This is a genomic window from Streptomyces sp. NPDC041713, assembly GCF_055591085.1.
Genome location: NZ_JBVIZY010000002.1, coordinates 147,893 through 174,393, shown reverse-complemented (window position 1 = coordinate 174,393; position 26,501 = coordinate 147,893). Strand labels below are relative to the sequence as shown.

Annotated in this window: 22 protein-coding genes; 11 read left to right on the top strand and 11 right to left on the bottom strand. The window is 72.5% G+C overall.

Annotation, left to right across the window (positions count from 1 at the left end; all coding sequences use genetic code 11):
- Positions 1-73 precede the first annotated feature (73 nt).
- The 3 genes from ACZ6CV_RS05650 to ACZ6CV_RS05640 all read left to right on the top strand — a co-directional run bounded on the left by ACZ6CV_RS05650 (position 74) and on the right by ACZ6CV_RS05640 (position 2,011).
- Entirely contained in the window at positions 74-1,036 is a 963-nt protein-coding gene (locus tag ACZ6CV_RS05650) for a zinc-binding dehydrogenase (RefSeq protein ID WP_469249744.1), read from the top strand.
- A gap of 79 nt (positions 1,037-1,115) precedes the next feature.
- Positions 1,116-1,325: a sigma factor-like helix-turn-helix DNA-binding protein gene (locus tag ACZ6CV_RS05645; protein WP_355802881.1), complete on the top strand. Its 210-nt coding sequence runs from the start codon at positions 1,116-1,118 to the stop codon at positions 1,323-1,325.
- Entirely contained in the window at positions 1,325-2,011 is a 687-nt protein-coding gene (locus tag ACZ6CV_RS05640; RefSeq protein WP_469249743.1) for a Clp protease N-terminal domain-containing protein, read from the top strand. Before ACZ6CV_RS05645 ends, ACZ6CV_RS05640 begins: the two co-directional genes overlap by 1 nt.
- A 671-nt stretch (positions 2,012-2,682) precedes the next feature.
- Here the strand turns inward: ACZ6CV_RS05640 and ACZ6CV_RS05635 are convergent.
- Together ACZ6CV_RS05635 and ACZ6CV_RS05630 are read right to left on the bottom strand one after the other, a co-directional pair.
- Positions 2,683-3,858 carry a helix-turn-helix transcriptional regulator gene (locus tag ACZ6CV_RS05635; RefSeq protein WP_469249742.1) on the bottom strand — a complete coding sequence of 392 codons (1,176 nt, stop codon included), beginning with the start codon at positions 3,856-3,858 and terminating at the stop codon, positions 2,683-2,685.
- A gap of 1 nt (position 3,859) precedes the next feature.
- Entirely contained in the window at positions 3,860-4,804 is a 945-nt protein-coding gene (locus ACZ6CV_RS05630) for a DUF4097 family beta strand repeat-containing protein (RefSeq protein ID WP_469249741.1), read from the bottom strand.
- Between the two features lie 195 nt (positions 4,805-4,999).
- Between ACZ6CV_RS05630 and ACZ6CV_RS05625 the strand changes: the two genes are divergently transcribed.
- Entirely contained in the window at positions 5,000-5,866 is an 867-nt protein-coding gene (locus ACZ6CV_RS05625; RefSeq protein WP_469249740.1) for a hypothetical protein, read from the top strand.
- Positions 5,867-5,931: 65 nt separating this feature from the next.
- Here ACZ6CV_RS05625 and ACZ6CV_RS05620 read toward each other — a convergent pair whose 3' ends face one another.
- The 5 genes from ACZ6CV_RS05620 to ACZ6CV_RS05600 all read right to left on the bottom strand — a co-directional run bounded on the left by ACZ6CV_RS05620 (position 5,932) and on the right by ACZ6CV_RS05600 (position 12,895).
- A complete protein-coding gene (locus ACZ6CV_RS05620; protein WP_003961784.1) occupies positions 5,932-6,114 on the bottom strand; it encodes a DUF6104 family protein in 183 nt (60 codons plus the stop codon).
- Between the two features lie 120 nt (positions 6,115-6,234).
- Positions 6,235-10,044, bottom strand: a complete 3,810-nt coding sequence (locus tag ACZ6CV_RS05615; protein WP_469249739.1) for a multifunctional oxoglutarate decarboxylase/oxoglutarate dehydrogenase thiamine pyrophosphate-binding subunit/dihydrolipoyllysine-residue succinyltransferase subunit — start codon at positions 10,042-10,044, stop codon at positions 6,235-6,237.
- 268 nt (positions 10,045-10,312) lie between these two features.
- Positions 10,313-11,398 carry a HAMP domain-containing sensor histidine kinase gene (locus ACZ6CV_RS05610; RefSeq protein ID WP_469249738.1) on the bottom strand — a complete coding sequence of 362 codons (1,086 nt, stop codon included), beginning with the start codon at positions 11,396-11,398 and terminating at the stop codon, positions 10,313-10,315.
- Positions 11,399-11,411: 13 nt separating this feature from the next.
- On the bottom strand, positions 11,412-12,152 hold the full coding sequence (locus ACZ6CV_RS05605) for a response regulator transcription factor (RefSeq protein ID WP_055701842.1): 741 nt from the start codon (positions 12,150-12,152) through the stop codon (positions 11,412-11,414).
- 65 nt (positions 12,153-12,217) lie between these two features.
- Complete coding sequence (locus tag ACZ6CV_RS05600) at positions 12,218-12,895, bottom strand: spermidine synthase family protein (RefSeq protein WP_469249737.1); 678 nt, start codon at positions 12,893-12,895, stop codon at positions 12,218-12,220.
- Positions 12,896-13,134: 239 nt separating this feature from the next.
- Between ACZ6CV_RS05600 and ACZ6CV_RS05595 the strand changes: the two genes are divergently transcribed.
- Complete coding sequence (locus ACZ6CV_RS05595; protein WP_469249736.1) at positions 13,135-14,082, top strand: rhomboid-like protein; 948 nt, start codon at positions 13,135-13,137, stop codon at positions 14,080-14,082.
- Here the strand turns inward: ACZ6CV_RS05595 and ACZ6CV_RS05590 are convergent.
- Together ACZ6CV_RS05590 and ACZ6CV_RS05585 are read right to left on the bottom strand one after the other, a co-directional pair.
- A complete protein-coding gene (locus ACZ6CV_RS05590) occupies positions 14,077-15,114 on the bottom strand; it encodes a methyltransferase (RefSeq protein WP_469249735.1) in 1,038 nt (345 codons plus the stop codon). The genes ACZ6CV_RS05595 and ACZ6CV_RS05590 overlap by 6 nt on opposite strands.
- 133 nt (positions 15,115-15,247) lie before the next feature.
- Complete coding sequence (locus ACZ6CV_RS05585) at positions 15,248-16,141, bottom strand: oxidoreductase (protein ID WP_469249734.1); 894 nt, start codon at positions 16,139-16,141, stop codon at positions 15,248-15,250.
- Between the two features lie 174 nt (positions 16,142-16,315).
- Here ACZ6CV_RS05585 and lon point away from each other — a divergent pair, with 174 nt between their 5' ends.
- The gene (lon, locus tag ACZ6CV_RS05580; RefSeq protein WP_469249733.1) at positions 16,316-18,730 is read left to right on the top strand and encodes an endopeptidase La; all 2,415 of its coding nucleotides are present in this window, start codon (positions 16,316-16,318) and stop codon (positions 18,728-18,730) included.
- Positions 18,731-18,806: 76 nt separating this feature from the next.
- Here the strand turns inward: lon and ACZ6CV_RS05575 are convergent, their stop codons facing one another.
- Entirely contained in the window at positions 18,807-19,643 is an 837-nt protein-coding gene (locus tag ACZ6CV_RS05575; protein ID WP_362364704.1) for a lysozyme, read from the bottom strand.
- 261 nt (positions 19,644-19,904) lie between these two features.
- Between ACZ6CV_RS05575 and ACZ6CV_RS05570 the strand changes: the two genes are divergently transcribed.
- The gene (locus tag ACZ6CV_RS05570; RefSeq protein ID WP_469249732.1) at positions 19,905-20,483 is read left to right on the top strand and encodes a MarR family winged helix-turn-helix transcriptional regulator; all 579 of its coding nucleotides are present in this window, start codon (positions 19,905-19,907) and stop codon (positions 20,481-20,483) included.
- A 170-nt stretch (positions 20,484-20,653) separates the two neighbouring features.
- Here ACZ6CV_RS05570 and ACZ6CV_RS05565 read toward each other — a convergent pair whose 3' ends face one another.
- The gene (locus ACZ6CV_RS05565) at positions 20,654-21,499 is read right to left on the bottom strand and encodes a hypothetical protein (protein WP_469249731.1); all 846 of its coding nucleotides are present in this window, start codon (positions 21,497-21,499) and stop codon (positions 20,654-20,656) included.
- Between the two features lie 777 nt (positions 21,500-22,276).
- Between ACZ6CV_RS05565 and ACZ6CV_RS05560 the strand changes: the two genes are divergently transcribed.
- The 4 genes from ACZ6CV_RS05560 to ACZ6CV_RS05545 are packed head-to-tail and all read left to right on the top strand — an operon-like array spanning position 22,277 to position 26,487.
- A complete protein-coding gene (locus ACZ6CV_RS05560; protein WP_469250282.1) occupies positions 22,277-24,946 on the top strand; it encodes a sensor histidine kinase in 2,670 nt (889 codons plus the stop codon).
- Positions 24,947-24,954: 8 nt separating this feature from the next.
- Positions 24,955-25,479: a roadblock/LC7 domain-containing protein gene (locus tag ACZ6CV_RS05555; RefSeq protein ID WP_469249730.1), complete on the top strand. Its 525-nt coding sequence runs from the start codon at positions 24,955-24,957 to the stop codon at positions 25,477-25,479.
- A complete protein-coding gene (locus ACZ6CV_RS05550) occupies positions 25,476-25,889 on the top strand; it encodes a DUF742 domain-containing protein (protein WP_362364716.1) in 414 nt (137 codons plus the stop codon). Before ACZ6CV_RS05555 ends, ACZ6CV_RS05550 begins: the two co-directional genes overlap by 4 nt.
- Positions 25,870-26,487, top strand: coding sequence for a GTP-binding protein (locus ACZ6CV_RS05545; RefSeq protein WP_469249729.1), 618 nt, complete (start codon positions 25,870-25,872; stop codon positions 26,485-26,487). The genes ACZ6CV_RS05550 and ACZ6CV_RS05545 overlap by 20 nt, the downstream gene beginning before the upstream one ends.
- Positions 26,488-26,501 lie beyond the last annotated feature (14 nt).

The window sequence follows — 26,501 nt, the reverse complement described above, 5'->3', positions numbered from 1 at the left end:
CGTGGGCGAGCGCGGCGCGTGTCACAGCCGTACGTGGTTCCGTCCGGGCCGAGGTGACGCCTAGGGTCACCTCATGTTCGCTGCCTACGCTGCTCGTATCGACCGTGACCAGCCGCTCGCCGGCCTCGAGTTGGGGGAGCGGCCAGCCCCCGAGGCGCGCCCCGGCTGGTCGACCGTGAACGTCAGGGCCGCCTCCCTCAACCACCACGACCTGTGGTCGCTGCGCGGGGTCGGCCTGGCCGAGGAGAAGCTGCCGATGATCCTCGGCTGTGACGCCGCCGGGATCGACGAGGACGGCAACGAGGTGGTGCTCCACTCCGTCATCGGCCAGAGCGGGCACGGCGTCGGGCCCCGCGAGGGCCGCTCGATCCTCACCGAGAAGTACCAGGGCACCTTCGCCGAGCGGGTCGCCGTCCCCACCTGGAACGTGCTGCCCAAGCCGAAGGAGCTCTCCATCGCCGAGGCGGCCTGCCTGCCGACCGCGTGGCTGACCGCCTACCGGATGCTCTTCACCAACGCCGGGGTACGGCCCGGCGATTCGGTCCTCGTGCAGGGCGCGGGCGGCGGTGTCGCCACGGCCGCGATCGTGCTCGGCAAGGCGGCCGGCCTGCGCGTCTTCGCGACGAGCCGGGACGAGGCCAAGCGCAAGCGGGCGCTCGAACTGGGCGCCGTCGAGGCCGTCGAGGCGGGTGCCCGGCTTCCGCAGCGGGTGGACGCGGTGATCGAGACGGTGGGCGCGGCGACCTGGTCCCACTCGGTCAAGTCGCTCAAGCCGGGCGGCACGCTGGTCATCTCGGGCGCCACCAGCGGCGACCGCCCCGCGCACGCCGAACTCACCCGGATCTTCTTCCTGGAGCTGAAGGTGGTCGGCTCGACGATGGGCACCAAGGACGAGCTGGAGGACCTGCTGGCCTTCTGCGCGGCCACGGGCGTACGGCCGGTGGTCGACGAGGTGCTGCCCTTGGACCGCGCCAGGGAGGGCTTCGAACGGCTGGAGTCCGGTGACCAGTTCGGCAAGATCGTCCTGGAGGTCTGAGCCGCCGCCCCCTCACCCTCACGCCAACTGCCGTCAACCGTGGTTGACGTCTGCCTCATGTCAACGTAAGTTGACATGCATGACCGAAGCAACGGATCTCGCCGAGCGCGCGGGCGACCGCGACCCACGGATCGGGCTCCGCGCCGTGACCGCGCTGCGCAAGCTCGTGGAGCAGCTGGAGGCCGTGCAGGTGCGCAGCGCCCGCCTGCAGGGCTGGTCCTGGCAGGAGATCGCCGCCGAGCTCGGCGTCAGCAGGCAGGCCGTGCACAAGAAGTACGGGAGGCAGTGATGTTCGAGAAGTTCACGGACGAGGCCCGCGCGGTGGTCGTCGGCGCGATCGGCCAGGCGGAACGGGCGGGCGCGGCATCGGTCGACGACGGCCATCTGCTGCTCGCCCTCCTGTCCCTGCTCGACGAGAGCGCGGGTGCGGAGGCGCGGGTGGGGGAGGGGGCGGACGAGAGCGTCGGGCGGCCGGTGGTCGGTCGGGCCGCGTTCGCGCTGCGGGCTCTGGGCGCGGCGGACCGGCGTACGTCCATCGAGCGGGCCCTCGCCGAAGCGCGGCGTCGCGGCGGGCTCTCGCGGGCCGACGCGCAGGCCCTCGCCGACCTGGGCGTGGACGTCGACGAGATCGTCTCCCGCGTCGAAGAGGCGCACGGGGTCGGGGCGTTGGCGGGTGCGGGTGCGGGTGCGGGTGCCCGGGCGGGCGGCGGTGCGGGTGCGGGTGCCCGTGCGGGTGCCGGTTCTGGACGGAGGGGCTGGCGGCAGCGGCTCGGCCGGGTGCTCTTCGGGCGGGACGCCAAGGAGGTCCTCGTGAAGTCCCTCCGGCTCGCGACCGCACGCCATGACCGCACGATCGGCGGACAGCACCTGCTCCTGGCCCTCTGCGTCCGCCCCGGAGCGGTCTCGGAGATCCTCGCGGACCACGGCGTGACGCACGCGAACCTGGAACGGGTCCTCTACGGCGAGGCCGCCTGACCTCGCGGGGCGGACGGGTGGATGGGCGGATGGGCGGATGGGTGGCCGGGGCGGACGGGGCCGACATGTCGTGCGGGTCGTACGGACGTACGGGCAGTTCGCGCCCGGCGTCCTGGCTGGGGAAGGCGCCGCCCAGCAGGCGGCGGCATGTCGCCGTGGAGCGCTCGCCGTCGCAGGCGGCCAGGGGGGGCGGGCCCGGACCCGCACCGGGCCGCGCGAGCCGGCCGGGTAGGCGCAGCCTGTAGGGCAGTGGGCAGTGCTTTCGGGTCCGGCCCTCGGCTCGCCATCGCAGGCCGCCAGGGAGGGGGCCCGTACCGCACAGGGCCGCGCGGGCCGGCCGGGTAGTCGCAGCTTGCAGGGCAGTGGCCCGTGCTTTCGGGTCCGGTCCTCGGGTCGCCGTCGCAGGCGGCCGGGGAGGGGGCTCGGACCCGCCCCGGGCCGGGCGGGCCGACGGCCAGGGCAGGCGCAGCTGGCAGGGCAGTGGGCCCGTGCTTTCGGGTCTGGGCCTCGGCTCGCCGTCGCAGGCCGCCAGGGAGGGGGCCCGGACTCGCACCGGGTCGCACGGGCCGGCCGGGTAGGCGCAGCCTGCAGGGCAGCGCCCCGTGCTTTCGGGGCCGCCCTCGGCGCCTCGCGGGTTCAGGTGACCCTGGGGGCCCGTGGGTCCCCGGACCTCACGGCGTGCGCCCCGGCGTGCGCAGCGTCGCGGCGATGTGGGCCGCCGCCTGGGACAAGTGGCGGCGGGACTCGCGGAGTTGGTCCTCCGTCACCCCGTGGTCCCGGGCCGCGTCGCGGATGTCGTCGCGGAAACGGTCCAGGAGGCGGTCGAGGTCCCGGCCGGGGTCACCGGTGGAATCCTCGCGGGCCCACGCGGGCACGTACTCGACGGGAAGATCCTCGGGGGCCGAGGTGAACACGGGCCCAGCGCCCACGTCGGTCTCAGTCCCCGACCTCGACTCCGTCCCCGACCTCGACTCCGTCCCCGACCTCGACCCGGCCTCGGAGTCCGCCCCGTCGGAACGAGTGCCGAAGTTCTTGCCGAAGTCCCGGCCGAACCTCATGCCGAACTCGCCGAACTCCTTGGCCAGTTCCGCCATGCCTTCGCGTACGCCCGTCGGCCAGTCGCCCCGCGCGAAGTGGACCTGGACCTGTTCCTGCACCCGGCGCGCGATGCGCTGGGCCTCCTCCTGGGCCTCCCGGGCCTGGGTGCGGGCGTTCTCCTGGGCCTCCTTGGCCTGGCGGCGGGCGCGCTGGGCCTCCTCGCGGGCCCGGCGGCTCTCGTCCTTCGCCCGGCGGGCCTGCTCCTTCCACTCCTGCTTGGCCCGCTTGAACTCCTCCTTCGCCAGCCGCAGGCTCTCCTTGTCGCCCCAGACGCCGTCGAAGAAGTCGCTCGGGTCCGGGAAGGACCGGCCCTGCGCCGAACCACCCGTGGCCGAGCCCTCCTGGGTCGAACCACCCGTGGCGCGTGCCTCCTTCGCGGCCGCCCGCATCTCGCGGCGCAGTTCACCTGCGGCTCCCTGGACGCCGTCGCGGATCTCGGCGGCGAGCTCGGCGACCGAGTCGCGGATCTCCAGCTCCAGGTCGGCCAGCTCGCCGCTGCGGTCGGCCAGTTCGGCGCGGCCGGCGTCCGTGATGGCGTAGACCTTCCGGCCGCCCTCGCTGGTGTGCGTGACCAGCCCCTCGGCCTCCAGCTTCGCGAGGCGGGGGTAGACGGTGCCTGCCGAGGGTGCGTACAACCCCTGGAAGCGCTCTTCGAGGAGGCGGATCACCTCGTAGCCATGGCGGGGGGCCTCGTCGAGCAGCTTGAGCAGATACAGACGCAGGCGGCCGTGGGCGAACACGGGGGGCATGTCAGAGCACCTTCTTGGGGGTCGGGTCGTCGTTCGGGCCGTCCGGTGGCGTGGCGGCGGCGTCGGTGGGGGTGGCGTCCGTGGGGCCGGCGTCCGCCGGGACGATGTCCAGGGGGGCCTCGTCGTCATGATCTTCCTCCACCTGCGGCCTGCGCAGGAGCGCGATGGAGCCCGAGACGGTCGTCGCCCTCAGCCGTCCGCGGCCCGTGCCCAGCCGGCCGGTGATCCGCTTGGCACCCCACTGGCCGCCCACCCGGAGGTCCTCGAAGGCGTTCGACACCGCGCCGCTCGCCGTGTCCACCTCGACCTCGGCGTCCGCCGGGTGCGGCAGCCGGATCGCTATCTCGCCCGAGACGCTCGTCAGGGCGACATCGGTCGGGCCGCCCGCCGGCGCCAGGTCCACGATCATCGAACCGCTCACCGAGTCCGCCCGGACGGAGGAGCCCGACGCCTCGACCACCGTCAGGGTGCCGGAGACGGAGTTGAAGCGGAGGTCGCCCGTCACGCTCTGGGCCTCCAGGCTCCCGGAGACCGTGGAGGCGCGGACCGGACCCGAGAGGCCGAGCAGGGTCGTGTCACCGGTGACGCCCTTCACCTCGGCGCGGCCCTCGATGCCGGAGACCACGGCGCCCGCGCCGACCACGCCCACCTCGACGCGAGTCGCCGCGGGGACGGCGAGAGAGACCACCGCGCTGCGGTGCCAGCCCTTGCGGTCGAGCCACTTCAGGAAGCCCTTCCAGGGCAGGTCGTCATAGGCGACCGTGAGGACGCCGTCCTCATGGGTGACCCGCAGGGGCGGGCCCGTCATCTCGGAGATCTCCAGGCGGGCGGAACCTTCGTCGGTGCCCACCACGTTCACCGTTCCGTTGACCACCCGTACGTGAAGTGCCGTCACGGGGGCGTCGAACGTGAGCTTCTGTGGCTCGGCGACGGACCACTCTGACATGACCTGACCTCCTTGGCGGGCCCCTCACGGGACGTCGACGCGCCATATCGCGTTCTTTGTCATTCACGATATATCGCGGATCCCGGAAGTCAAGACACACGAGAGAGTGAACCCACCCCGCCCCCCGGGGTTTCCGGCCAGCCCGGCCCACCCGGTCTCTGCGCCGAATGTGCCGATCTGTCCTAGCGTGGGGTCATGTCGTCCGATCCATCCACGCCCCGCACCTCCGGCACCTCCGGCACCTCCGGAGCCGCAGGGACCGCCGCGGCCGCCGGCGCGCTCCTGCTCTGCCGGGCCGCGCCCGACACCGTGGAGCCCTCCGCCCGGCTGCTGCGCGAGCGGATGCTGATGACCGAGGCCGGCTACGGCTGGAGCGTGCTGGTGCCCGAGGGCAGCCCGTGGCTGCACGGCGAGGAGCCGGTGGACCGGGTGCTCACCGGGTGGGCCACCGCGCTCGCCGTCGGCTCGGGCCGGCCGGTGCTCGCCCTGTGGTGGGACCGCGACTGGTCCGGCTGCATCCTCGCCGTGGGCTTCCGGCGGACCGTCGGCTATGAATGGCTCGCGAACGGCACGGCCGTGGGGGAGGACGAGGCGATGCGGACCCTGGCCGCGCGGCTCGGCCTCGACCCCGTACTGGACATGCAGTCCCTGGAAGCCCTCACCCGGCCCGACCGGTCGGCCGACGCCCGCGCCCGGATGCTCGGCCTCCTCGCGGTCCTCTCCCGCACGGGGCTCACCCTCCCGCCCGGCCTCACCCCCGGCGCACCGGCCGGCCGGCTGTGCGAGGTGGCGCGGGTGCAGGAGGGGGTACGGCAGGTGGAGTGGCCCGGCTGGCGGGACGCGGTGCGGGCGGAGTTCGTCGCCGTCGAGCGGAGCCCGTTGGGCCCCTGGGTGCGTGGGCCACGGGCGCGGGTGCTGGCCACCGCACAGATCGTCGCGGGGCTGCCGCTCGCGGCGCGCGCGGTACGGCTGCGCAGCGGCGGCTGGGCCACGGCGGCGGCGCTGCTGCTGTCTCAGGGCGTCGCGGGCCTCGCGTACGACCGGCTGCGGGCGCGGGACTGAGTCACCCCTCGGAACAGGGCTGAGGCGTCCCGGGAGGGCACCCCCGACCCCGAGACCAACCCCGGCTACTCGTCCTCGTCCTCGTCGTCCAGCCGCGCCAGCCACGTCGCCAGGCGCTCGACCGGGACCTCGAAGTCGGGGTTGAGGTCCACGAAGGTGCGGAGCTGCTCGGCGAGCCACTCGAAGGTGACCTCCTCCTCGCCGCGCCGCTTCTCCAGTTCCTCGATGCCACGGTCGGTGAAGTACAACTCATGCTCCTGGTGGGGTGGGACTCTTCGCCTTCATGGTAGGCGCCGACGCAGAAGGGCCCGCCCCCGAGTTCGTACTGAACCCGGGGGCGGGCCCCCTGTGCGGAGAACCGTCGAGGACTACGCCTCGAAGACCTCGGTGATCAGCTGCTCCTGCTCGGCCTGGTGACGCTTGGCCGAACCGACCGCGGGGGACGAGCCGTGCGGCCGCGAGATGCGGCGCAGGCGCTCGCCGTGCGGGATGTCCGCGCCGACCGCCAGGTCCAGGTGGTCGATGAGGTTGAGGGCGATGAAGGGCCACGCGCCCTGGTTCGCCGGCTCCTCCTGCGCCCACAGGTACTTCTCGGCGTTCGGGTACTTGGCGATCTCCGCCTGGAGCTCCGCACCCGGCAGCGGGTACAGGCGCTCGATGCGGATGATCGCCGTGTCCGTGGCGCCGCGCTTCTGACGCTCGGCCTCCAGGTCGTAGTACAGCTTGCCCGCGCAGAAGACGACCTTGCGGACCGCCGACGCCTCGACCGACGCGTCGCCGATGACCGGACGGAAGCCGCCCGTCGTGAACTCCTCCGCCTTCGAGGCCGCCGCCTTCAGGCGCAGCATCGACTTCGGGGTGAAGACCACCAGCGGCTTGTGGTGCGGGTTGTGCACCTGCCAGCGCAGGAGGTGGAAGTAGTTCGACGGCAGGGTCGGCATCGCGACCGTCATGTTGTTCTGCGCGCACAGCTGGAGGAAGCGCTCGATGCGGGCGGACGAGTGGTCCGGGCCCTGGCCCTCGTAGCCGTGCGGCAGCAGCAGCGTGACGCCGGAGTGCTGGTTCCACTTCTGCTCGGCGGCGGAGATGTACTCGTCCACCACCGTCTGCGCGCCGTTGACGAAGTCACCGAACTGCGCTTCCCACATGACGAGGGACTCGGGACGGGCCAGCGAGTAGCCGTACTCGAAGCCCATCACCGCGTACTCGGAGAGCAGCGAGTCGTAGACGTTGTAGCGCGCCTGCTCCTCGGAGAGGTACATCAGCGGCGTGTAGTCCTCGCCGGTCGCGCGGTCGATGAGGACCGCGTGGCGCTGGCCGAACGTGCCGCGGCGGGAGTCCTGGCCCGACAGGCGGACCGGGGTGCCCTCCAGGAGCAGCGAGCCGATGGCGAGGGTCTCGCCCATGCCCCAGTCGATCGTGCCCTCTTCGACCATCGTCGCGCGGCGCTGCAGCTGGGGCAGCAGACGCGGGTGGACGGTGACCCGGTCGGGGATGTTGACCTGGGACTCGGCGATCCGCTTGACGACCTCCTGGGAGATCGCGGTCTCCACGTGCACCGGGAACTCGGCCTGCGGCGCGGGCACGTCGGCCTGCGCGGGCTGCGAGACGGCCTCGCGGACCTCGGTGAAGACCTTCTCCAGCTGGCCCTGGAAGTCCTGCAGCGCCTGCTCGGCCTCTTCCAGGGTGATGTCGCCGCGACCGATGAGGGACTCGGTGTAGAGCTTGCGCACCGAGCGCTTCTTGTCGATCAGGTCGTACATCAGCGGCTGCGTGAACGCCGGGTTGTCCGACTCGTTGTGACCGCGGCGGCGGTAGCAGATGAGGTCGATGACGACGTCCTTGTTGAACGCCTGCCGGAACTCGAAGGCAAGGCGGGCAACGCGGACGACGGCCTCGGGGTCGTCGCCGTTCACGTGGAAGATCGGCGCCTCGATCATGCGGGCCACGTCGGTGGCGTACATGGAGGAGCGCGAGGACTCCGGGGCGGCGGTGAAGCCGACCTGGTTGTTGATGACGATGTGGACCGTGCCGCCCGTGCGGTAGCCGCGCAGCTGCGACATGTTGAGCGTCTCGGCGACCACACCCTGGCCCGCGAAGGCCGCGTCACCGTGCAGGGCGACGGGCAGGACCGTGAAGTCCGTGCCGCCCTTGTTGATGATGTCCTGCTTGGCGCGGACGATGCCCTCGATGACCGGGTCGACCGTCTCCAGGTGGGACGGGTTGGCGGCCAGCGAGACCTTGATCTGCTCGCCGTCCAGGCCGGTGAAGGTGCCCTCGGCGCCCAGGTGGTACTTCACGTCGCCGGAGCCGTGCATGGACTTGGGGTCCATGTTGCCCTCGAACTCGCGGAAGATCTGGGCGTACGACTTGCCGACGATGTTGGCGAGGACGTTCAGGCGGCCGCGGTGGGCCATGCCGATGACGACCTCGTCCAGGCGCGACTCGGCGGCGCTGTCGAGCACGGCGTCGAGCAGCGGGATGACGGACTCGCCGCCCTCCAGGGAGAAGCGCTTCTGGCCGACGTACTTCGTCTGCAGGAAGGTCTCGAAGGCCTCCGCCGAGTTCAGCCGGCGCAGGATGCGCAGCTGCTCCTCGCGCTCGGGCTTGGTGGCGTGCGTGCGCTCGATGCGGTCCTGCAGCCACTTGCGCTGCTTGGGGTCCTGGATGTGCATGAACTCGACGCCGGTGGTGCGGCAGTACGAGTCGCGCAGCACGCCGAGGACGTCGCGCAGCTTCATCATCGACTTGCCGGCGAAGCCGCCGACCGCGAACTCCCGCTCCAGGTCCCACAGGGTGAGGCCGTGCTCGGTGATGTCCAGGTCGGGGTGCTTGCGCTGCTTGTACTCCAGCGGGTCCGTGTCGGCCATGACGTGGCCGCGGACGCGGTAGGAGTGGATCAGCTCGAAGACGCGGGCGGCCTTCGTGACGTCGTCGTCGTGCGAGGCGTCGATGTCCTTGAGCCAGCGGACCGGCTCGTAAGGGATGCGCAGCGCCTTGAAGATCTCGTCGTAGAAGTCCTGCTCGCCGAGGAGGAGGTTCGCGACGATCCGCAGGAACTCGCCGGAGGCGGCGCCCTGGATGACCCGGTGGTCGTAGGTCGACGTGAGCGTCATGACCTTCGAGATGCCGAGCTTGTTCAGGGTGTCCTGGGAGGTGCCCTGGAACTCCGCGGGGTAGTCCATCGAGCCGACGCCCATGATGACCGACTGGCCGGGCATCAGACGCGGCACGGAGTGGACGGTGCCGAGGCCGCCGGGGTTGGTCAGCGAGACCGTCACACCGGTGAAGTCGTCCATGCCGAGCTTGCCGTCGCGGGCGCGCCGGACGATGTCCTCGTAGGCCTGCCAGAACTCGAAGAAGTTCAGGGTCTCGGCCTTCTTGATGCCCGCGACGACCAGCTGGCGGTCGCCGTTGGGCTTCACCAGGTCGATGGCGAGGCCGAAGTTGATGTGCTCCGGCTTGACCAGGGTGGGCTTGCCGTCCTTCTCCACGAAGGAGTAGTTCATCGACGGCATGGCCTTGATGGCCTGCACCATCGCGTACCCGATGAGGTGCGTGAAGGAGATCTTCCCGCCGCGGGCGCGCTTGAGGTGGTTGTTGATGACGATGCGGTTGTCGAAGAGCAGCTTCACCGGGACCGCGCGGACCGACGTGGCCGTCGGGACCTCGATCGAGGCGTTCATGTTCTTCGCGACGGCGGCCGAGGGGCCGCGCAGCGTCACGTACTCGGGCCCGGCCGGCGCCTCCGTCGCGGGCTCCGCCTTGGCGGCGGGCTTCGCGGCCGGCTTGGCCTCGGCGGGCTTGGCGGCGGGCTTCGCGGCGGGGGCCGGGGCGGCGGGCGCGGGCTTCGCGGGAGCGGCCGGAGCAGCGGCGGCGGGCGCGGCCTGGGCCGCGGGCTTCGCCGGGGTGGCGGGCGCGGCGGGAGCACTGGTGGCCGCGGCCCCCGCGGCCGCGTCACCCGCCGGCTCGGCCGGGGCGGCGGCAGCGGCCGAGCCCGGCTTGTAGTCGGCGAAGAAGTCCCACCAGGCTCGGTCGACCGAATTCGGGTCCTGGAGGTACTGCTGATAGATCTCGTCTACGAGCCACTCATTGGGACCGAAGGCAGCGGCAGGGTCCTTGCCCTGCCCGTCTTGGTCGGTCGAGATGCTCGAGCTACTGGGGGACTGTGACGACACGGCGGTAACCGCCCTCTTCCGCTTCACAAGGTGATGGACAGCGGAAATAAAGGCTACGCCTCTCAGGGCGTGAGATGCAGACCGGGCCCGGCATCCGTCGCGTAAGTCACACTGGATCGATGGTTTCGGCGCACTGAATGGCGGGAAACAAGCGAGGTTCTGCAACGCCAGATGGCCGCGCGGGTACGCCTGAGGGACGTCTACGCGCGGCAGCCGCTCCCGAGTGCCCGTGACCAGCACCGTGAAACGCTTGTACTCGAACCCTACGTCAACTTCGAGCCTCGGGCAGGCCCGGAAGAGTGACCTGGATCCGGCAGCCGCGAGGGGATTCGGCCACCCCGATGTGGCCGCCGTGGAGGTCCACCGCCCACCGCGCGATGGCCAGGCCGAGACCCGTGCCGCCGTCGTTCCCCGACCCCTTCCCGGGGGCGCCGGCGTGGCTGCCCCGGTTGAAGCGCTCGAAGACGCGGTGCCACTCCGACTCCGGGATGCCGGGACCCTCGTCGAGCACTTCCAGGTCGAGCGACTCGGGGCGGGGGCCGCGCCGGGCCCGTACCGTCACCCGTCCGTGCGGCGGGCTGTGCTTGACCGCGTTGTCGATGAGGTTGGCCACGACCTGGTGGAGCCGCTCCGCGTCCGCGTGGGCCGTCAGCTCCGGCGGCGACACGTCGAGGTGCAGATGGACGTCCGTACGGGTGTGGCTGCCGGAGCCCGACGCGATGCCCGCGCGCGCGGAGGCGACCATGTTGGCCTCCTTCAAAACGCCCGACAGATAGGGCCACACCTCGAACCTGCGGGCCTTGAGCGGCACCACGCCGTTGTCCAGGCGGGACAGGTCCAGGAGCGTCTCGACGAGCCGCCCGAGGCGCTCGGTCTGCTTCAGGGCCGTACGCATCGTCTCCGGGTCGGCGGCCGACACACCGTCGACCACGTTCTCCAGGACCGCGCGCAGCGCCGCGATGGGGGTGCGCAGCTCGTGCGAGACGTTGGCGACGAGCTCCTTGCGCTGGGTGTCCTGCGCCTCCAGGTCGTCGGCCATGGCGTTGATCGTGGAGGCCACGTCGCCCAGCTCGTCGCGCCGGTCGGCGCCGCGCACCCGGCGCGTGTAGTCGCCGTGCGAGACGGCGCGGGCCACCGCGTTCATCTCGTCCAGCGGCGCGGTGAGGCTGTGCGCCACGAACTGGGTGATGAGGAGCGTGGCGATCACCGAGAAGACGGTGATGAAGCGCAGCTCGGTCTCGGTCTTCGTGGCCACCAGGAGCAGGCCTGTGGTGATGAACACCGAGACGACCACGAGAGCGCCGAGCTTCGTCTTGATGGAGAAGGGCCGCAGCCCTCCGAAAGGTCCGCTCATCACACGAACCGCCTCACGGAGTGGGGGTCTCCAGCGCGTACCCGACGCCGTGCACCGTACGGATCCGCTCGGCCCCGATCTTGCGGCGCAGCGCCTTGATGTGGCTGTCGACGGTCCGGGTGCCGGACGCGTCGGCCCAGTCCCACACCTCCGCGAGCAGCTGCTCGCGGGAGAGGACGGCGCGCGGGGTGTTCGCCAGACAGACGAGCAGGTCGAACTCGGTGGGCGTCAGGTGGACGTCCTCGCTGCGCACCCGCACACGCCGCTGGGCGTGGTCGATCTCCAGCTCGCCCAGGCGCAGGATGCCGCTGCGGGGCGTGGTCGCGGCGAGCGCGGCCCGCTCGACGCGGCGCAGCAGCACGTGCACACGGGCGGCGAGCTCGCGCATGGAGAACGGCTTGGTCATGTAGTCGTCCGCGCCGACCCCGAGCCCGACCAGCATGTCCGTCTCGTCGTCACGCGCGGTGAGCATGAGCACCGGGACGGGACGCTGCGCCTGCACCCGGCGGCACACCTCAAGGCCGTCGAAGCCCGGCAGCATGATGTCGAGGATCAGCAGGTCGGGCTGCCACGCCTGGGCGGTGTCGACCGCCGACGGGCCGTCGCCGGCCGTTTGCACAACGAAACCCTCGGCGCGCAGCCGGGCGGCGATGGCGTCGACGATCGTCGGGTCGTCCTCGACCACCAGCACCCGGCGCTGTGCGCCCGGCGTCGCCGCCGTGGCGCCGTTGTGGGAGGTGTGTGTCTGCTCCATCGCCCGCCCCTGACACTGATCGCTTGTGTTCGGTCAGCAGAGTACGGGTCGCGAAGGGCCCTCGGCTACGCAGCCCTGACGCCGAGATGGACCACGTCCGGGACGCCTCGGGCAACGGGGATCTCTTCCGTCCGTACCCTCTGGAATCCGGCATTCCGTAGAGCGTCGTCGAAAGCGGACGAGGGTTGGGCGGACCATACGGCGAGCACTCCGCCAGGGTTCAGACGTGCTTTGCACGCCGTCAGACCGGCTGCTGAGTAAAGGGAGTTGTTGCCCTCCGTCACCGTCCAGTCGGGGCCGTTGTCGATGTCCAGGCAGAGCGCGTCGTACGTCCGCGTGGACCCGGAGAGGTGTGTGACGAGGTCGGTGTGAAGAATCTGCGAACGTGCGTCGGCGAAGGCCGCGGCGGACAGCTCGGCGAGCGGTCCTTCGCGGTGCCAGTCGATGATGGCCTGCTCGCGTTCCACTACGTCGATGCGGCCCCAGCGGGGGTCCGCGGCGGCGTGGGCCAGGGAGAACCCGACGCCCAGGCCGCCGATGAGGACGGCGGGGGACGGGCGGTCGTCGAGGGCGTCGCGGGCCGCGTCGACGAGCAGTCGCTCGGAGCGGCCGTCGGAGGTGTCCATCAGGAAACAGCCGTTGGCGATGATCTGCAGCAGCTCACCGTGGCGCCGCAGGACGACCTCGCCGTAAGGGCCCTCGCGCCGGTCGATGACGACGGGGGCGTCGGTGGGGGTGCGCATGGGCGCCAGGGTATTCGTGGCGTGGCCGTGGCTGTAGCCGATTTTCGCGGGGGCGCGGGCGGCGCGGGGTGGCGTGGGCGGGGCGCGCGGCGCGGGTGGGGCGCGCGGCGTCGGGGGGTCGTGCGACGCAGAATGTGTCCCGCGGGTTGCCTGTGAGACGTACCTCACGTGGTTCCTGTCATAGACAACGCCGGAAAAGAGGGCAAAGGGTGGGGCAGGACGGAAGGAGCGCCTCACCCGTGAACCAGAGCGTGCAGGCCGCCGAGGCCGCGACCGATGTGCGGACGCCTGACCCGGCGGTGCCTGGCGGTGGGACCGCGCCTGGCGGTGGGGCGCCGGGCGGGCTGAACGGCATACCGCGACAGTCGACGCGTCGACCTCGGGTGGCGCAGGCGCCCGCGCCGGCCGCCGCCGGGGGAGTCGCCGCCGGGAGCCCGGCCGCGGGAAGCTCCGTCGCCGCGGGAAGGCCCGTCGCCACGAGAAGACCCGTCACCGGGGGAATCGCCCGGCTCCGCCCCTGGCGCCTGCTGCCCACCCCCACCGGTACGCCCTTCACCTTCGGGTACGCCCTTGTGCTCGCCGTCACCTCGATGGTCGCCGCCTACGCGGACCCCGACCTCGTCTCCGCGCTGCTGCGCGGGTCGAGCACCGACGTGGCGCACCTCTCGCACACCCCCGTCCTCGTCCTTCTCGCCAGCGCCCTGTGGGTCGCGGGCGGCATCACGTCCCCGTACGCGATCGGCTTCCTGCTGGTGCTGACCGCGCTGGAGCGGCGCATCGGAGGGCTGCGCACCGCCGGGGTCTTCCTCCTCGGCCACGTCGTCGCCACGCTCGTGACCGAGGTCCCGGTCGGCCTGTCGGTCCTCGCGGGCCATCTGCCCGACAGCTCGCTGCACCGCCTCGACTACGGCATCAGCTTCGGCGTGGCCGCCAGCGTCGGCGCGCTCGCGGGGCTGTTGACGCCGTGGCTGCGCGCGGTCGTCCTCGGCGGGTTCGGGTGCATGCTGATCGAGGATCTGATCGCGTTCACCGACCCGATGACGAACTGGGGCCACCTGCTCGCGCTGGTGATCGGCGTCTCCACCTGGCCGCTGCTCCGGCGCCGGCGACCCCAGGGCGGCTCGTTGCCGGTCGGCGACTCCAGGGCGGCTCGTCGCCCGTCGGGTGAGGGGCCCGCCGCCTCATGACGACGCTTCCGCCTCCACGATCGACGGATACGTCTCGGTCGCCAGGATCCGCGTCAGGCGCAGCCCCGCACCCGTGAGCAGCGCCGAGAACTCGTCCTCCGTCCGCTCCTGGCCGTCCACGACCGCCGCCATCGCCACGTCCAGGGTCTTGCCCAGGTGCGGTGCGTTGCCGGAGGGCAGGACGCAGTCGACGATCAGGAGGCGGGCCTCCGGGGTCATCACCGCGCGGCAGTTGCGCAGGATCCGCAGACACGCCTCGTCCGGCCAGTCGTGCAGGACGTGCTTGAGCACATAGAGGTCGCCGCCCTCGGGGATCTCGGTGAAGAAGTCGCCGGGCTCGGCCCGCCAGCGGCCCCGTACCGACTCGTCGTCGGCCAGCACGTGGGTGTGCATCACGGGCTCCTGGTCGAAGAGGACGCCGGTCAGGCCGGGGCGCCCGCGCAGGACCGCGCGGAGCAGGCCGCCGCGGCCGCCCCCGACGTCCACCACGGTGCCCTTCTCCGGGAAGGGGTACGTGCCGGCGATCACCGCGTCGACCGGACCCGAGATCGAGGCCATGCCGCGGTCGAACAGTTCCCGCAGCGCGGGATCCTCCGCCAGATAGGTGAAGAGCGGCTTGCCGAAGAGGCGCTCGAAGGACGCGCCGGCCCGGCGCACCGTCTCCTCGAGACCCGCCGAGGTCCGCTGGAAGGCGGGGTCGGTCATCAGCAGGACCGCGGCGTGCATCGAGTCCGGCGCGTCCGTGCGCAGCGCCCGCGCGAGCGGCGTGAGGTGGAACGCGCCCGTCCCGTCCTCGCGGAAGATGCCGCGCGTGGCGAGGTAGCGCAGGACGCGGCGGAGGTGGCCGGGGTCGGTGTCGGTCAGTTCGGCCAACTGCCCTGCGGTGCGCGGGCCCGCGGCGAGCCGGTCGGCGATCCCGCACCGGACCGCCGTGCGCAGCGCCGCCGAGAAGAGGTGGCCCAGCGCGAGCTCCACGATCTGGCCGGCCACGTCCTGCACGTCGTCGTCGCCGGTCCCGGGTGTGTCCACCATGGGTGCCCTCCTGAGGAGTAGGAGCGTCCACGGTCCCAACGGAACGGCCGCAGGGGAACGCCGCCCGGCGGCCACCCCCGGGGACCGGCCTGATCGTGCACGGCCGGTCCGGGAACGGCCGGTGGGGGAGTGATCAGCGGAAAGCCGTGTCGGCCCCGAGCTCCTCCACCGCGTCCAGCTCCTCGATACGTGACTGGAAATGGGCCCTGATCCAGCCGAACGCCTCGGCGCCCAGCGGCAGCCGCAGCGGTGGTTCGTCGAGGCCCACGGCGGCGACGATCGCCTCGGCGCCGCGGGCGGGGTCGCCGGACTGGCTGCCGTGCGAGGCCTCCAGGGCCCTGCGGGCGGGCGCGATGATCTCCGCGTACTCCGCCATCGGCGTGCCCCAGCGCAGCGAGCGCCCGCCGAAGTCGGTGCGGAACGGGCCGGGTTCGACGATCGTGACGCGGATGCCGAGGTGCGCGACCTCGGCGGCGAGGGCGGCGGAGAACCCTTCGAGCGCGTACTTCGTGCCGACGTACGCCGCGCCGCCGGGCCCCGGCACCACGCCGTTGACGGACGACATCTGCACGATGTGCCCCGAGCGGCGCCGCCGCATGAGGGGCAGGACGGCGCGGGTGACCGTCATGACGCCGAAGACGTTGGTCTCGAAGTTGGCGCGAAGCTGGTCGTCGCCGAGCTCCTCGAAGGCGCCGAGCAGCCCGTACGCGGCGTTGTTCACCAGCACGTCGATCCCCCCGAAGGCCTCTTCGGCACCCGCGACCGCGGCCTGTACGGATTCCGCGTCGGTCACGTCGAGACGCAGCGCCCTGACCCGCTCCGGCGCGAGCGCGACGAGGTCGTCGAGGGTGGACAGGTCCCGCGCGGTGGCCACGACCCGGTCCCCGTGCGCGACGGCGGCCCGCACCAGGGCCCGCCCGAGCCCCGAACTGCTCCCGGTGACGAACCAGACCCGCGACCCCCTGTCGCCCCCGGCCCCACCGACCACTACTGGCCGCCCCTGCCGCCCCATCACCGTGCTCCTCACCTGCGCGAACCTCAACGGCACCGATCGCGGCACCGTCGAGGACCTTAGGGAGCGGGACGCGGGACGGCGAACGGTTTTCGGGTGATCGCTCACAGCGAACGCCGGGTGGGGAACATCCCGGGGCTCACATGCATTGAGTCGGTATAGCTCAACTTGAATGCCGAAGGGGAGATCATGGCTGCTGAGTCCACCACGTACACGTCGCTCACCCTGCCGGTGCTGCCGCTCGACGACGAGGTCGTTCTGCCCGGGATGGTGGTGCCCTTCGATCTGTCCGACGCGGACGTGCGGGCCGCGGTCGAGGCCGCGCAGGCCGCCGCGCGGTCCAGTGGCGACAGCAAGCCGAAGGTGCTGCTTGTTCCGCGCGTCGACGGGACGTACGCCGCGACCGGCGTCCTCGGCACCGTCGAGCAGGTCGGCCGGCTCTCCGACGGCGATCCCGGCGCGCTCATCCGCGGCCGCAGCCGGGTGCGGATCGGGGCCGGCACCACCGGTCCCGGCGCCGCGCTCTGGGTCGAGGGCACCAAGGTCGACGACGTCGTGCCCGAGCCGCTGCCCGGCTCCGTCACCGAGCTCGTCAAGGAGTACAAGGCGCTCGCCACCAGCTGGCTGAAGAAGCGCGGCGCCTGGCAGGTCGTCGACCGCGTCACGCAGATCGACGACGTCTCGGCGCTCGCCGACAACTCCGGGTACTCGCCGTTCCTGACCGTCCAGCAGAAGATCGAGCTCCTGGAGACCGAGGACGCGGTCGCCCGCCTCAAGCTCGCCACCGAGCAGCTGCGCGAGCACCTCGCCGAGCAGGACGTCGCCGAGTCCATCGCGAAGGACGTCCAGGAGGGTGTCGACAAGCAGCAGCGCGAGTTCCTGCTGCGCCGCCAGCTCGACGCCGTCCGCAAGGAGCTGCGCGAGATCAACGGCGAGCAGGAGGGTGAGGAGTCCGACGACTACCGCGCCCGCGTCGAGGCCGCCGACCTGCCGGAGAAGGTCCGCGAGGCCGCCCTCAAGGAGGTCGACAAGCTGGAGCGGTCCAGCGACCAGTCGCCGGAGGGCTCCTGGATCAGGACCTGGCTCGACACCGTCCTCGAACTCCCGTGGAACGAACACACCGAGGACGCGTACGACATCAAGGGCGCCCAGGAGATCCTCGACGCCGAGCACTCCGGGCTCCAGGACGTCAAGGAGCGCATCACCGAGTACCTCGCGGTGCGCAAGCGCCGCAGCGACCGCGGCCTCGGGGTGGTCGGCGGGCGCCGCGGCGGCGCCGTGCTCGCCCTCGTCGGCCCGCCCGGCGTCGGCAAGACCTCGCTCGGCGAGTCCGTCGCGCACGCCATGGGCCGCAAGTTCGTGCGCGTCGCGCTCGGCGGCGTCCGCGACGAGGCGGAGATCCGCGGCCACCGTCGTACGTACGTGGGCGCGCTGCCCGGACGGATCGTACGGGCGATCAAGGAGGCCGGGTCGATGAACCCGGTGGTGCTCCTCGACGAGATCGACAAGGTCGGCTCGGACTTCCGGGGCGATCCGGCCGCCGCCCTCCTCGAAGTCCTCGACCCGGCCCAGAACCACACCTTCCGGGACCACTACCTGGAGGTCGAACTCGACCTGAGCGACGTCGTGTTCCTCGCGACGGCGAACGTCCTGGAGGCCATCCCCGAGGCCCTGCTCGACCGCATGGAGCTGGTCAGGCTCGACGGCTACACCGAGGACGAGAAGGTCACCATCGGCCGCGACCACCTGCTCCCGCGCCAGCTGGAGCGGGCCGGCCTGGAGCGGGACGAGGTGACGCTCGACGAGAGCGCGCTGCGCAAGCTCGCCGGCGAGTACACCCGCGAGGCGGGCGTGCGCAACCTGGAGCGCTCCATCGCACGACTGCTCCGCAAGGTCGCGGCGCAGCACGAACTGGGCGACAGGGAACTGCCGTTCACCGTCACCGACGCCGACCTGCGCGAACTCATCGGACGCCCGCACCACGTGCCGGAGTCGGCGCAGGACCCGGCCGAGCGGCGCACGGCGGTCCCGGGCGTGGCCACCGGGCTCGCGGTCACCGGGGCGGGCGGCGACGTCCTGTTCGTGGAGGCCTCGCTCGCCGACCCCGAGACCGGCGCCTCCGGGCTCACGCTCACCGGCCAGCTCGGCGACGTGATGAAGGAGTCGGCGCAGATCGCGCTGAGCTTCCTGCGCTCGCACGGAGCCGAACTTGAGCTGCCCGTCGGTGACTTGAAGGAGCGCGGCGTGCACGTCCACTTCCCGGCCGGCGCGGTCCCCAAGGACGGCCCGAGCGCGGGCGTCACGCTGACCACCGCCCTCGCCTCGCTGCTCAGCGGCCGGCTCGTCCGTACGGACGTGGCGATGACCGGTGAGGTCTCGCTGACCGGCCGGGTGCTGCCGATCGGCGGCGTCAAGCAGAAGCTGCTCGCCGCGCACCGCGCCGGGATCACCACGGTGATCATCCCGAAGCGGAACGAGGCGGACCTCGACGACGTCCCCGCCGAGGTCCTGGACAAGCTCGACGTGCACGCGGTCACGGACGTGCGCCAGGTGCTCGAACTGGCCCTGACGGAAGCCGAGATGAGGGTCTCGGTCGCCGCGTAGAGCTCCGGACGGCACCGGGAGACGGCGGCCACCCCCACCGGGGTGGCCGCCGTTCGCGTACGGGGCGGTGCCGCGTTCAGCCGTTGGCGAGCGCCACCACCCGGTCGAGCGCGCCGTTGAACTTGTCGTGGTCGCCGACCGTCGGACCCGACGAGGTGTACTGCCACATCGTCTGGAACCCCCAGCCGGCCGGGAGTTCACCGGGGCCGGTGTTGTAGCGGGCGATCCACAGCGGGTTGCTGGCGCCGAAGCCGCTGTAGTTGCCGGTGCAGTCCTTCCACCAGCTGGTGGCGGTGTAGATGACCGCGTCGCGCCCGGTGCGCGCCTTGTAGGTGGTCAGGAAGTCGCGGATCCAGCTGACCATCGCGGACTGCGACTTGCCGAAGCAGGCCGCCCCGTACGGGTTCCACTCGATGTCGAGCGCGCCCGGCAGCGTCCGGCCGTCGCGCGACCAGCCGCCGCCGTTGCTCGCGAAGTAGTTGGCCTGGGTGGCGCCGGACGAGGTGTCCGGCGTCGCGAAGTGGTACGCGCCGCGGATCATGCCCACGTTGTACGAGCCGTTGTACTGCTGGGTGAAATAGGGGTTCTTGTACGAGGTGCTCTCGGTGGCCTTGACGTAGGCCCACTTCACGCCGCTGTTCCAGAGCGTCTGCCAGGCGACGTTGCCCTGGTGGCCGCTGACGTCGACGCCCTCGGTCTGGGTCGCGTCACCGCCCGTGGGCCGGCCGCCCTGGCCGTCGTGTTCGACGACGCCCTGGCCGAGGCGGGCGGAGCCGCGCTGCGGGACGTCGTCGTCCGCCTGTGCCGCCGTGGGGAGCGTCAGGAGGAGGGAGAGAGCGGAGAGTGCTGCGAGGAGGACCCCCGCCGGCGACAAGCGCGAGCGGCGGGCCGATCCGGGTCTGTGCACGGGCATGGGCGTGCCTCCGAAGGCCTCGGTGGTGCTCGGTGGGGACCTGTCGACATGCTCATCTGGTGTGAACATGTCACTTGAAAAGCTACGCACGTAGACCGGCGCCAGGGAAGAGGTCCGGACTTCTGCCGTTGGTCCACTCCTGTGACGGCACCGGCCGGGCGGCACGGTCGCCACCTTGCGAAATACTGGTCAGGCCGCCGGCGCCACGGCCGCGGCGCGAGGGCCTGTCGGCGACAACTTTCAGAATCGGGAAAGCGGGACATGGGTGCTGCAGAAGAGGGTGCGGAGAGCGGCGCGCGGGACGAGGTGGAGCAGGACGAGAGGGAACAGGGCGAGGTGGAACCCGGCGAGGTGGAGCAGGACGAGAGGGAACAGGGCGAGGTGGAACCCGGCGAGGTGGAGCAGGGCGAGGACCGGGAGTTCCTCTCCCTCGAACGGGAGTTGTCCCTCCTGCTGCGCCGCGCGCGGGCGTCGTCCGGCGAGATGGCCCGCCAGGTCCACCCCGACCTGGAGCCCGCCGCGTACGGCCTGCTCGTCTGCCTGGACGACTCGGGCCCGCGGCGGGCCACCGAACTCGCCGCCTACATCGGCGTCGGCAAGGCCACGATGAGCCGCCAGCTGCGGGCGCTTGAGGAGCTCGGCCTGGTCTCCCGCGAGCCCGACCCGGCCGACGGGCGCGCCTGGCTCATCCGGCTCACCCCGGACGGCCGCACCCGCTTCCGCACGGTGCGGGCCGCGCGCCGCGCGCAGTACGTGCGCCGGCTCGCGAGCTGGGACCGCACGGAGGTCTCCGAACTGGCCCGGCTGCTCGGCCGGCTGAACGACAGCGCGGACGCCTGAGGCGTACGAGAACGGTCCGTCCCCCCGCGCCGGTCGGGGCGGCTGCCCCCGGGAGCGGCGCGTCACCCCTCGGCGTACGGGCCGCCGCGTCACCCCTCGGCGTACGAGGCCGCCGCCTCACCCATCCGCACACGGGCCCCGCCTCACCACTCCGCACACGGGCCCCCGCCTCACCACTCCGCGTACACGACCGCCGCGTCGTCGTGCCGCTTTCCGCGCGGATAGGCGAGGCGGTCGGGGTCCGCGCGCTCCAACTCCCGGACCCGCTCCACCAGATGCCGCGGCCCCTGCTTGCGCAGCAGCGCGAAACAGTCCGCCCAGTCGCCCTCGCGGAACGTCTCGACCCACCGCCCGGCCCCGTCGGTGAGCGCCGCCACCGCCGTCACGTCCGCCCGCGCCAGCTCGCCGGTGACCGCGCGCCCCGCGGCCGAGGGGTCGGCGGCGGCCGTGAAGAAGCCGTCCTCGGCGTTGCGCAGCGCCTCGACCGCGACGCCGTAGGCGCGGGCCGCCACGTCCCGCTCGGCCGAACCGCGGGGCAGGGCGCGCACCTGGTCGCGCAGGGCCTGGACGGCGGGCGGCAGTTCGGCCAGGCGCCGGTCGAGCACGGCCGTCACCGTGCCGTCGGGGGCGCCGATGAGCAGCGCCGAGTCGGACAGGACCAGGTGCTCGACGCGCTCCTCGTCCCACCGCACGAGCACCACGGTTGCCTGTGGCGTGCGCGGGTGAGAAAGGTCACAGGTCGAACCATGGGCCTCGGCCGTACGGGAGATGGCGTCCGCGAGGACCTCAGTGAGCGTCATATCCCGGCGTGAAACGGACAGTTCTCCCAGTGCGCCGCCGAGCCGGGCGGTGAACCAGGGGACGGAATGCGGACATCCCACCGTGCCCTCGGGTGGCGTCACGCCGTCCAGGAGGACGAGTGAACCGCCCTGTCCGGACGCGGGAACCGCGACCGAGGCATAGTCCTCGTTGGGGCGTGCGGGGTCACCGGGTTCGGTGGCGAGTTCGATGCGCATCCGGTCAGTCTGCCCGCGGGGTGCCCGCGGCTCACCAGGAGCGGGACAGGGGTGCGGGGCGGGCCCGTACCGGCAGGGCGCGCGCCGGAATTCGACCGGAATGATCAACTCCGACGGGGTGTGGCGGCGCATCCTGCCAAAGCCTTCCGGAGACGTCCAACCGGCGCTCCGCACGGGCCGCGTGGCCGCCGCGGCGGGACTTGCCCGCCAACTCCCCGCCGATGTTCACTCCTTCGGGTGGCCAGGCAGGCGATGCACGACCGCCACTCACCGGCACTGGAAGGGTCAGGAACCGTACCGGGGGAGCGCTCGTGTTGACAGGCCGTCACCCGGGCCCAAGGCAGACGAAAAACAAGAATGCGAGCACCGGTGCAGAAGATTCGGCCTGGGCGCAAAGGCAAGCAGAAGGCCCCGGAAGGGGCCACGCCGGGCGCGACCACTCCGACCGGGCGTGTGCCGGAGCGCACGACCGCGGACCCGACGCCGGGCACCGGAGCGGACCCGGCCCCCGCCTCCGCGCCCGCCCCCTCGGACCACGCGGCCACCGCACGGGACACGCGAGACACCTCCGCGCGTGACGACGCCGCGACGGCCGGCGCCACCGGCACGCCACCCGCGCCGCACACCGCGTCCACGCCACCCACCGCGTCCACGCCGAACACCGCGTCCACCGCCTCCACCACACCGCCCACCGCGGCTACGCCGCCCACGTCGTCCTCCGTCGTGCCGGCGCCCTTCGTCAACAAGGCGCCCACCGCGCGCGTACGCAATCGGCTGATGATCGCCGTGGCCGTCGTCGCCGCCGCCGTCCTCGGCGCGGGCGCCCCCGCCGTCATCGCCGCGTCCGACCGCCTCGGCGACACCCAGAGCCTGGTGACGCTCGCCGAACAGACCCAGCAGGCGGTCTCCCTGGGCCACTCGCTCGCCGACGAGCGCGACGAGGTCACCTCGTTCATCGCCGCGGGCCGCCCCCAGGGCAAGGGCCTCTCCCAGAGCCGCAGCGCCCGCGTGGACCGGCAGATCGACGAGCTCCGCGACGCCGACGCGCCCGCCGCGCTGCGCCACGACCTCGCCGACGTGGCCGCCGTCCGCAGAGCGGCGCTCACCGGCAAGAGCAGTGCTCTCCAGGCCCACGAGGCGTACAGCAAGGTCATCGCCGAACTGCACGGCCTGACCCGCGACCTGGCCGAGAAGCTGCCTCCCGAGGCCAACCGGGGCGCGCTCGCCCTCACCGACCTCGACCACGCCGTCGAGCAGGCCGCCGCCACCCGCGGCCTCCTCCTCGCCGCCCTCGCCCTGCTCGACACCACCACCGGCACCCCCGCCCTCGACCCGGTCACCGGCCTGCCGGCCACCGGCACCGAGGAGACCCCGGCCGAGACCAGGCGCCGCGACGAGCTGAGCGGCGCCGCCCAGCAGGCCCGCGTCCGCGAGCTCGCCGCCCTCACCGACTTCCGGGACGCGGCGGACGACCCCGCCCGCGCCACCTACGTGTCGACCGTCACCGGCGCCGAGGTCACCGCGGCGGAGAAGTACCTGGAGCGCCTCACCGACCGGCCCACGCTCTCCGCGGCCGAGCGGCGCTATGACCGCAAGAAGGTCGACGCCGCGCTCTCCGCCCGTATCGAGACGATGCGCGGCGCCGAGTCCGCGCTCGGCGTCGAGCGCACCAAGCACCTCGCCCAGTTGCGCGACGACGACGTCACGGCGCTGGAGATCCGGATCGCCCTCGTCGGCGTCTGTCTGCTCGTCGCGGTCGGCGTCGCCATGGGCGCGGCCCGGTCGCTGACCCGCCCGCTCGCCGTCCTGCGCCTCGGCTCGGCCCGCCTGGCCGGCGAGCCCGCACCCCAGGAGCCGATCCGGTTCACGGGCCGCGACGACGAGTTCGCCCAGGTCGTCCGCTCCGTCAACGCGCTGCACGGCCACGCGGCCGCCCTCACCGAGCGCCTGGGCACCCTCGAAACCGACCGCAAGCACCTCATCGGGCAGCGGCAGTCGATGGCCGACGAGCGTGCGGCGCTGCGCGAGGAGCTCGCCGAGGCCTCCGCCCACCTGGAGCGGGTCCGCCGGTCCATCCACGGCACCTTCGTCAACCTCGCCCTGCGCACGCTCGGCCTGGTGGAGCGCCAGCTCGCCGTCATCGAGAACCTGGAGGACCGCGAGCAGGACCCCGACCGGCTCGCCACCCTCTTCAAGCTCGACCACCTGGCCACCGTCATGCGCCGGCACAGCGAGAACCTCCTGGTCCTCGCCGGCGCCGAACACGGCCACCAGCACCCCGGCGCCGTCCCGCTGGTGGACGTGGTGCGCGCGGCCGTCTCCGAGATCGAGCGGTACGAGCGGGTCCGCATCGCCACCCTGCCGCCGCACGCGCACGTCGCGGGGTTCGTCGCGGACGACCTCAGCCACCTCACCGCCGAACTCCTGGAGAACGCCACCTCGTTCTCGCCGCCGGACGCCGCGGTCGAGGTCTCCGGCTGGCTCCTGGAGAACGGCGAGGTCATGCTCTCCGTCCAGGACGAGGGCATCGGCGTCACCCAGGACCGGATGCGCGAGCTCAACGCCCGCCTCGCGGACTTCGACCCGGACGAGGCGCACGACCAGGAGAGCGGGGACGGGCTCGGCCTCGGCCTCTACGTCGTCGCGCGGCTCGCGGCCCGGCACGGGGTACGGGTGCGGTTGCGGGAGCAGAAGCAGGGCGGCGTCGCCGCGGTCGTGGTGCTGCCCACCGCGCTGCTCGCCGAGGCGCCCTCGCCGGGGGTGCCGGCCGCCACGGTGGCCCCGGGGCGGGGCGGGGACACCGGACTCGTCCACCTGCCGGGCTCCGAGGCCGAGGCCAACTCCAATGTCATTCCGGGGCGGTTGACGGGCGGCGGGTCCGCCTCCGGGTCCGCGCCCGCGTCCGGGTCCGCCTCCGGTGAGGGCGGGGGTGAGCACCCGGATCCGCTGATCGCCGCGGCCGAGCGGACGATGGAGCTGGCGGCGCCGCCGACACCGTCCGCACCGGAGCCCGAGCCCGAGCCCGCGGAACCGGAGCCCACGGACCCCGAGCCCGCAGCGAAGGCGGACCCCGCACCCGAACCCGCATCCGCACCCGAACCCGCACCGGAACCCGCATCCGAACCCGAGGCCCCCGCCGCCTCCGTCTCCGCCCCCGCCCCGCCCAAGTGGGAGCGTGTCACCGACAAGGGCCTGCCGAAGCGGACGCCGAAGATCACCGCCCCGGCCGCGCCGCCCAAGCCGCGCAGCGGATCCGTGGACGCCGACGCGCTCCGCCGCCGCCTCGGCGGGTTCCACCAGGGCGCGCAGAGCGGCCGCCGGGACGTGGAGGCGGAGCTCGCCGCCGACGCCACCCCCGGGGAGCCGGTGGAGCCACCGCAACGTAACGAAAAGAACACACAAGCCGCAGAAGTAATGGGGGACTCAGTCGAGGAGGCAAGCAGTTGACTGCGCCCATGCGCACGCCCAGTTCTTCCGCCGAACCCACCGCAGCCACCGCGGCCGCCGCACCCGCCGCGCACGGACTCAGCAGCGAGGCCCGCAACCTGCACTGGCTGCTGACGAACCTCGTGGAGGAGGTGCCCGGCCTCCTCTCCGTCGCGGTGGTCTCCTCCGACGGACTCCTGCTGCTCTCCTCCGACCCCGGCAGGAACGCCGAGCGCCCGGCCGCGAAGCCCACGGGCCCCCGGGGGTCCAGTGCCGACCTCGCCACCATCGTGTCGGGGCTCGGCTCCCTCACCATCGGCGCCGCCAAGCTCATGGACGGCGGCGCGGTCAAGCAGACCATGGTCGCGATGGAGGAGGGCAGCCTCTTCGTCATGTCGATCAGCGACGGTTCGCTGCTCGGCGTGCACGCAACGCCGGACTGCGACATGAGCGTCGTCGCGTACCACATGGCGCTCTTCGTCGGCCGTGCCGGGCACGTCCTCACCCCCGAACTCCGCAGCGAACTGCGTCAGTCGATGGAGAGCCCCCGATGAGCAGCAGGAGCAGCAGCCGTACGACGCCGAAGCTCCCGCAGCGCGGCGGCGGGAAACCCGCCCGCGTCCGCCCCTACTCGCTGACCGGCGGCCGCACGAGATTCGGGCACGTGCTGCTCGTCGAGACGTTCGTGGCCGCGCTCGAAGCGCCCGAGGAACGCCTCGAACTGCCCAAGGGCACGCTGTCGAAGGTCATGCCGGAGATGCGGGCGATCGTCGAGATCTGCCGCCGCATGCGCACCGTCGCGGAGATCGCCGCGCTCCTCAAGATGCCGCTCGGTGTGGTCCGCGTACTGCTCAGCGACCTCGCCGACCAGGGAAAGATCCGGGTGTACGGAACGGGCCACGGCCCGGGCCAGCCCGACCGCGCACTGCTGGAAAGGGTGCTGAGTGGACTCCGCCGTCTCTGAACTCCTCGAGAACGAGGGTCAGTTGCAGGCCTGGCAGACGGACAGGTCACGTGCCCCGATCGCCACGAAGATAGTGGTGGCGGGCGGTTTCGGCGTCGGCAAGACGACGCTGGTGACCGCCGTCTCCGAGATCACGCCCCTCCAGACGGAGGCGCTGATGACGCAGGCGAGCGCCGACACCGACGACCTGAGCGACACCCCGGAGAAGACGACCACCACGGTCGCCATGGACTTCGGGCGCATCACGCTCGACGACGACCTCGTGCTCTACCTCTTCGGCACCCCGGGCCAGCAGCGGTTCTGGTTCATGTGGGACGACCTGGTGCGCGGTGCGATCGGCGCCGTCGTGCTCGCCGACACCCGCCGCCTGCCCGACTGCTTCCCGGCGCTCGACTACTTCGAGAGCTGCGGTCTGCCGTACGTGGTGGCCGTGAACCACTTCGACGGCAGCGAGCGGTTCGAGGCGGCCGACGTGCGCGAGGCCCTCACGGTGCCCTCGCACATCCCGGTGCTGATCATGGACGCCCGGCAGCGCATCTCGGTGGTCGAGTCGCTGCTCGCCCTGGTCGGCCACGCGCTGGACGTCACCCCCGAATAGCCGACGCCATCCCC

What these genes read in the sequence shown, in the direction of transcription:
- ACZ6CV_RS05605 (WP_055701842.1), bottom strand. Translation starts at nt 12,152, where the DNA reads ATGGAGCAGACACACACCTCCCACAACGGCGCCACGGCGGCGACGCCG.
- ACZ6CV_RS05600 (WP_469249737.1), bottom strand. Translation starts at nt 12,895, where the DNA reads ATGCGCACCCCCACCGACGCCCCCGTCGTCATCGACCGGCGCGAGGGC.
- ACZ6CV_RS05640 (WP_469249743.1), top strand. Translation starts at nt 1,325, where the DNA reads ATGTTCGAGAAGTTCACGGACGAGGCCCGCGCGGTGGTCGTCGGCGCG.
- ACZ6CV_RS05560 (WP_469250282.1), top strand. Translation starts at nt 22,277, where the DNA reads ATGATCGCCGTGGCCGTCGTCGCCGCCGCCGTCCTCGGCGCGGGCGCC.
- ACZ6CV_RS05565 (WP_469249731.1), bottom strand. Translation starts at nt 21,499, where the DNA reads ATGCGCATCGAACTCGCCACCGAACCCGGTGACCCCGCACGCCCCAAC.
- ACZ6CV_RS05570 (WP_469249732.1), top strand. Translation starts at nt 19,905, where the DNA reads ATGGGTGCTGCAGAAGAGGGTGCGGAGAGCGGCGCGCGGGACGAGGTG.
- ACZ6CV_RS05550 (WP_362364716.1), top strand. Translation starts at nt 25,476, where the DNA reads ATGAGCAGCAGGAGCAGCAGCCGTACGACGCCGAAGCTCCCGCAGCGC.
- ACZ6CV_RS05635 (WP_469249742.1), bottom strand. Translation starts at nt 3,858, where the DNA reads ATGCCCCCCGTGTTCGCCCACGGCCGCCTGCGTCTGTATCTGCTCAAG.
- ACZ6CV_RS05610 (WP_469249738.1), bottom strand. Translation starts at nt 11,398, where the DNA reads ATGAGCGGACCTTTCGGAGGGCTGCGGCCCTTCTCCATCAAGACGAAG.
- ACZ6CV_RS05575 (WP_362364704.1), bottom strand. Translation starts at nt 19,643, where the DNA reads ATGCCCGTGCACAGACCCGGATCGGCCCGCCGCTCGCGCTTGTCGCCG.
- ACZ6CV_RS05650 (WP_469249744.1), top strand. Translation starts at nt 74, where the DNA reads ATGTTCGCTGCCTACGCTGCTCGTATCGACCGTGACCAGCCGCTCGCC.
- ACZ6CV_RS05630 (WP_469249741.1), bottom strand. Translation starts at nt 4,804, where the DNA reads ATGTCAGAGTGGTCCGTCGCCGAGCCACAGAAGCTCACGTTCGACGCC.
- ACZ6CV_RS05645 (WP_355802881.1), top strand. Translation starts at nt 1,116, where the DNA reads ATGACCGAAGCAACGGATCTCGCCGAGCGCGCGGGCGACCGCGACCCA.
- ACZ6CV_RS05625 (WP_469249740.1), top strand. Translation starts at nt 5,000, where the DNA reads ATGTCGTCCGATCCATCCACGCCCCGCACCTCCGGCACCTCCGGCACC.
- ACZ6CV_RS05555 (WP_469249730.1), top strand. Translation starts at nt 24,955, where the DNA reads ATGCGCACGCCCAGTTCTTCCGCCGAACCCACCGCAGCCACCGCGGCC.
- ACZ6CV_RS05590 (WP_469249735.1), bottom strand. Translation starts at nt 15,114, where the DNA reads ATGGTGGACACACCCGGGACCGGCGACGACGACGTGCAGGACGTGGCC.
- lon (WP_469249733.1), top strand. Translation starts at nt 16,316, where the DNA reads ATGGCTGCTGAGTCCACCACGTACACGTCGCTCACCCTGCCGGTGCTG.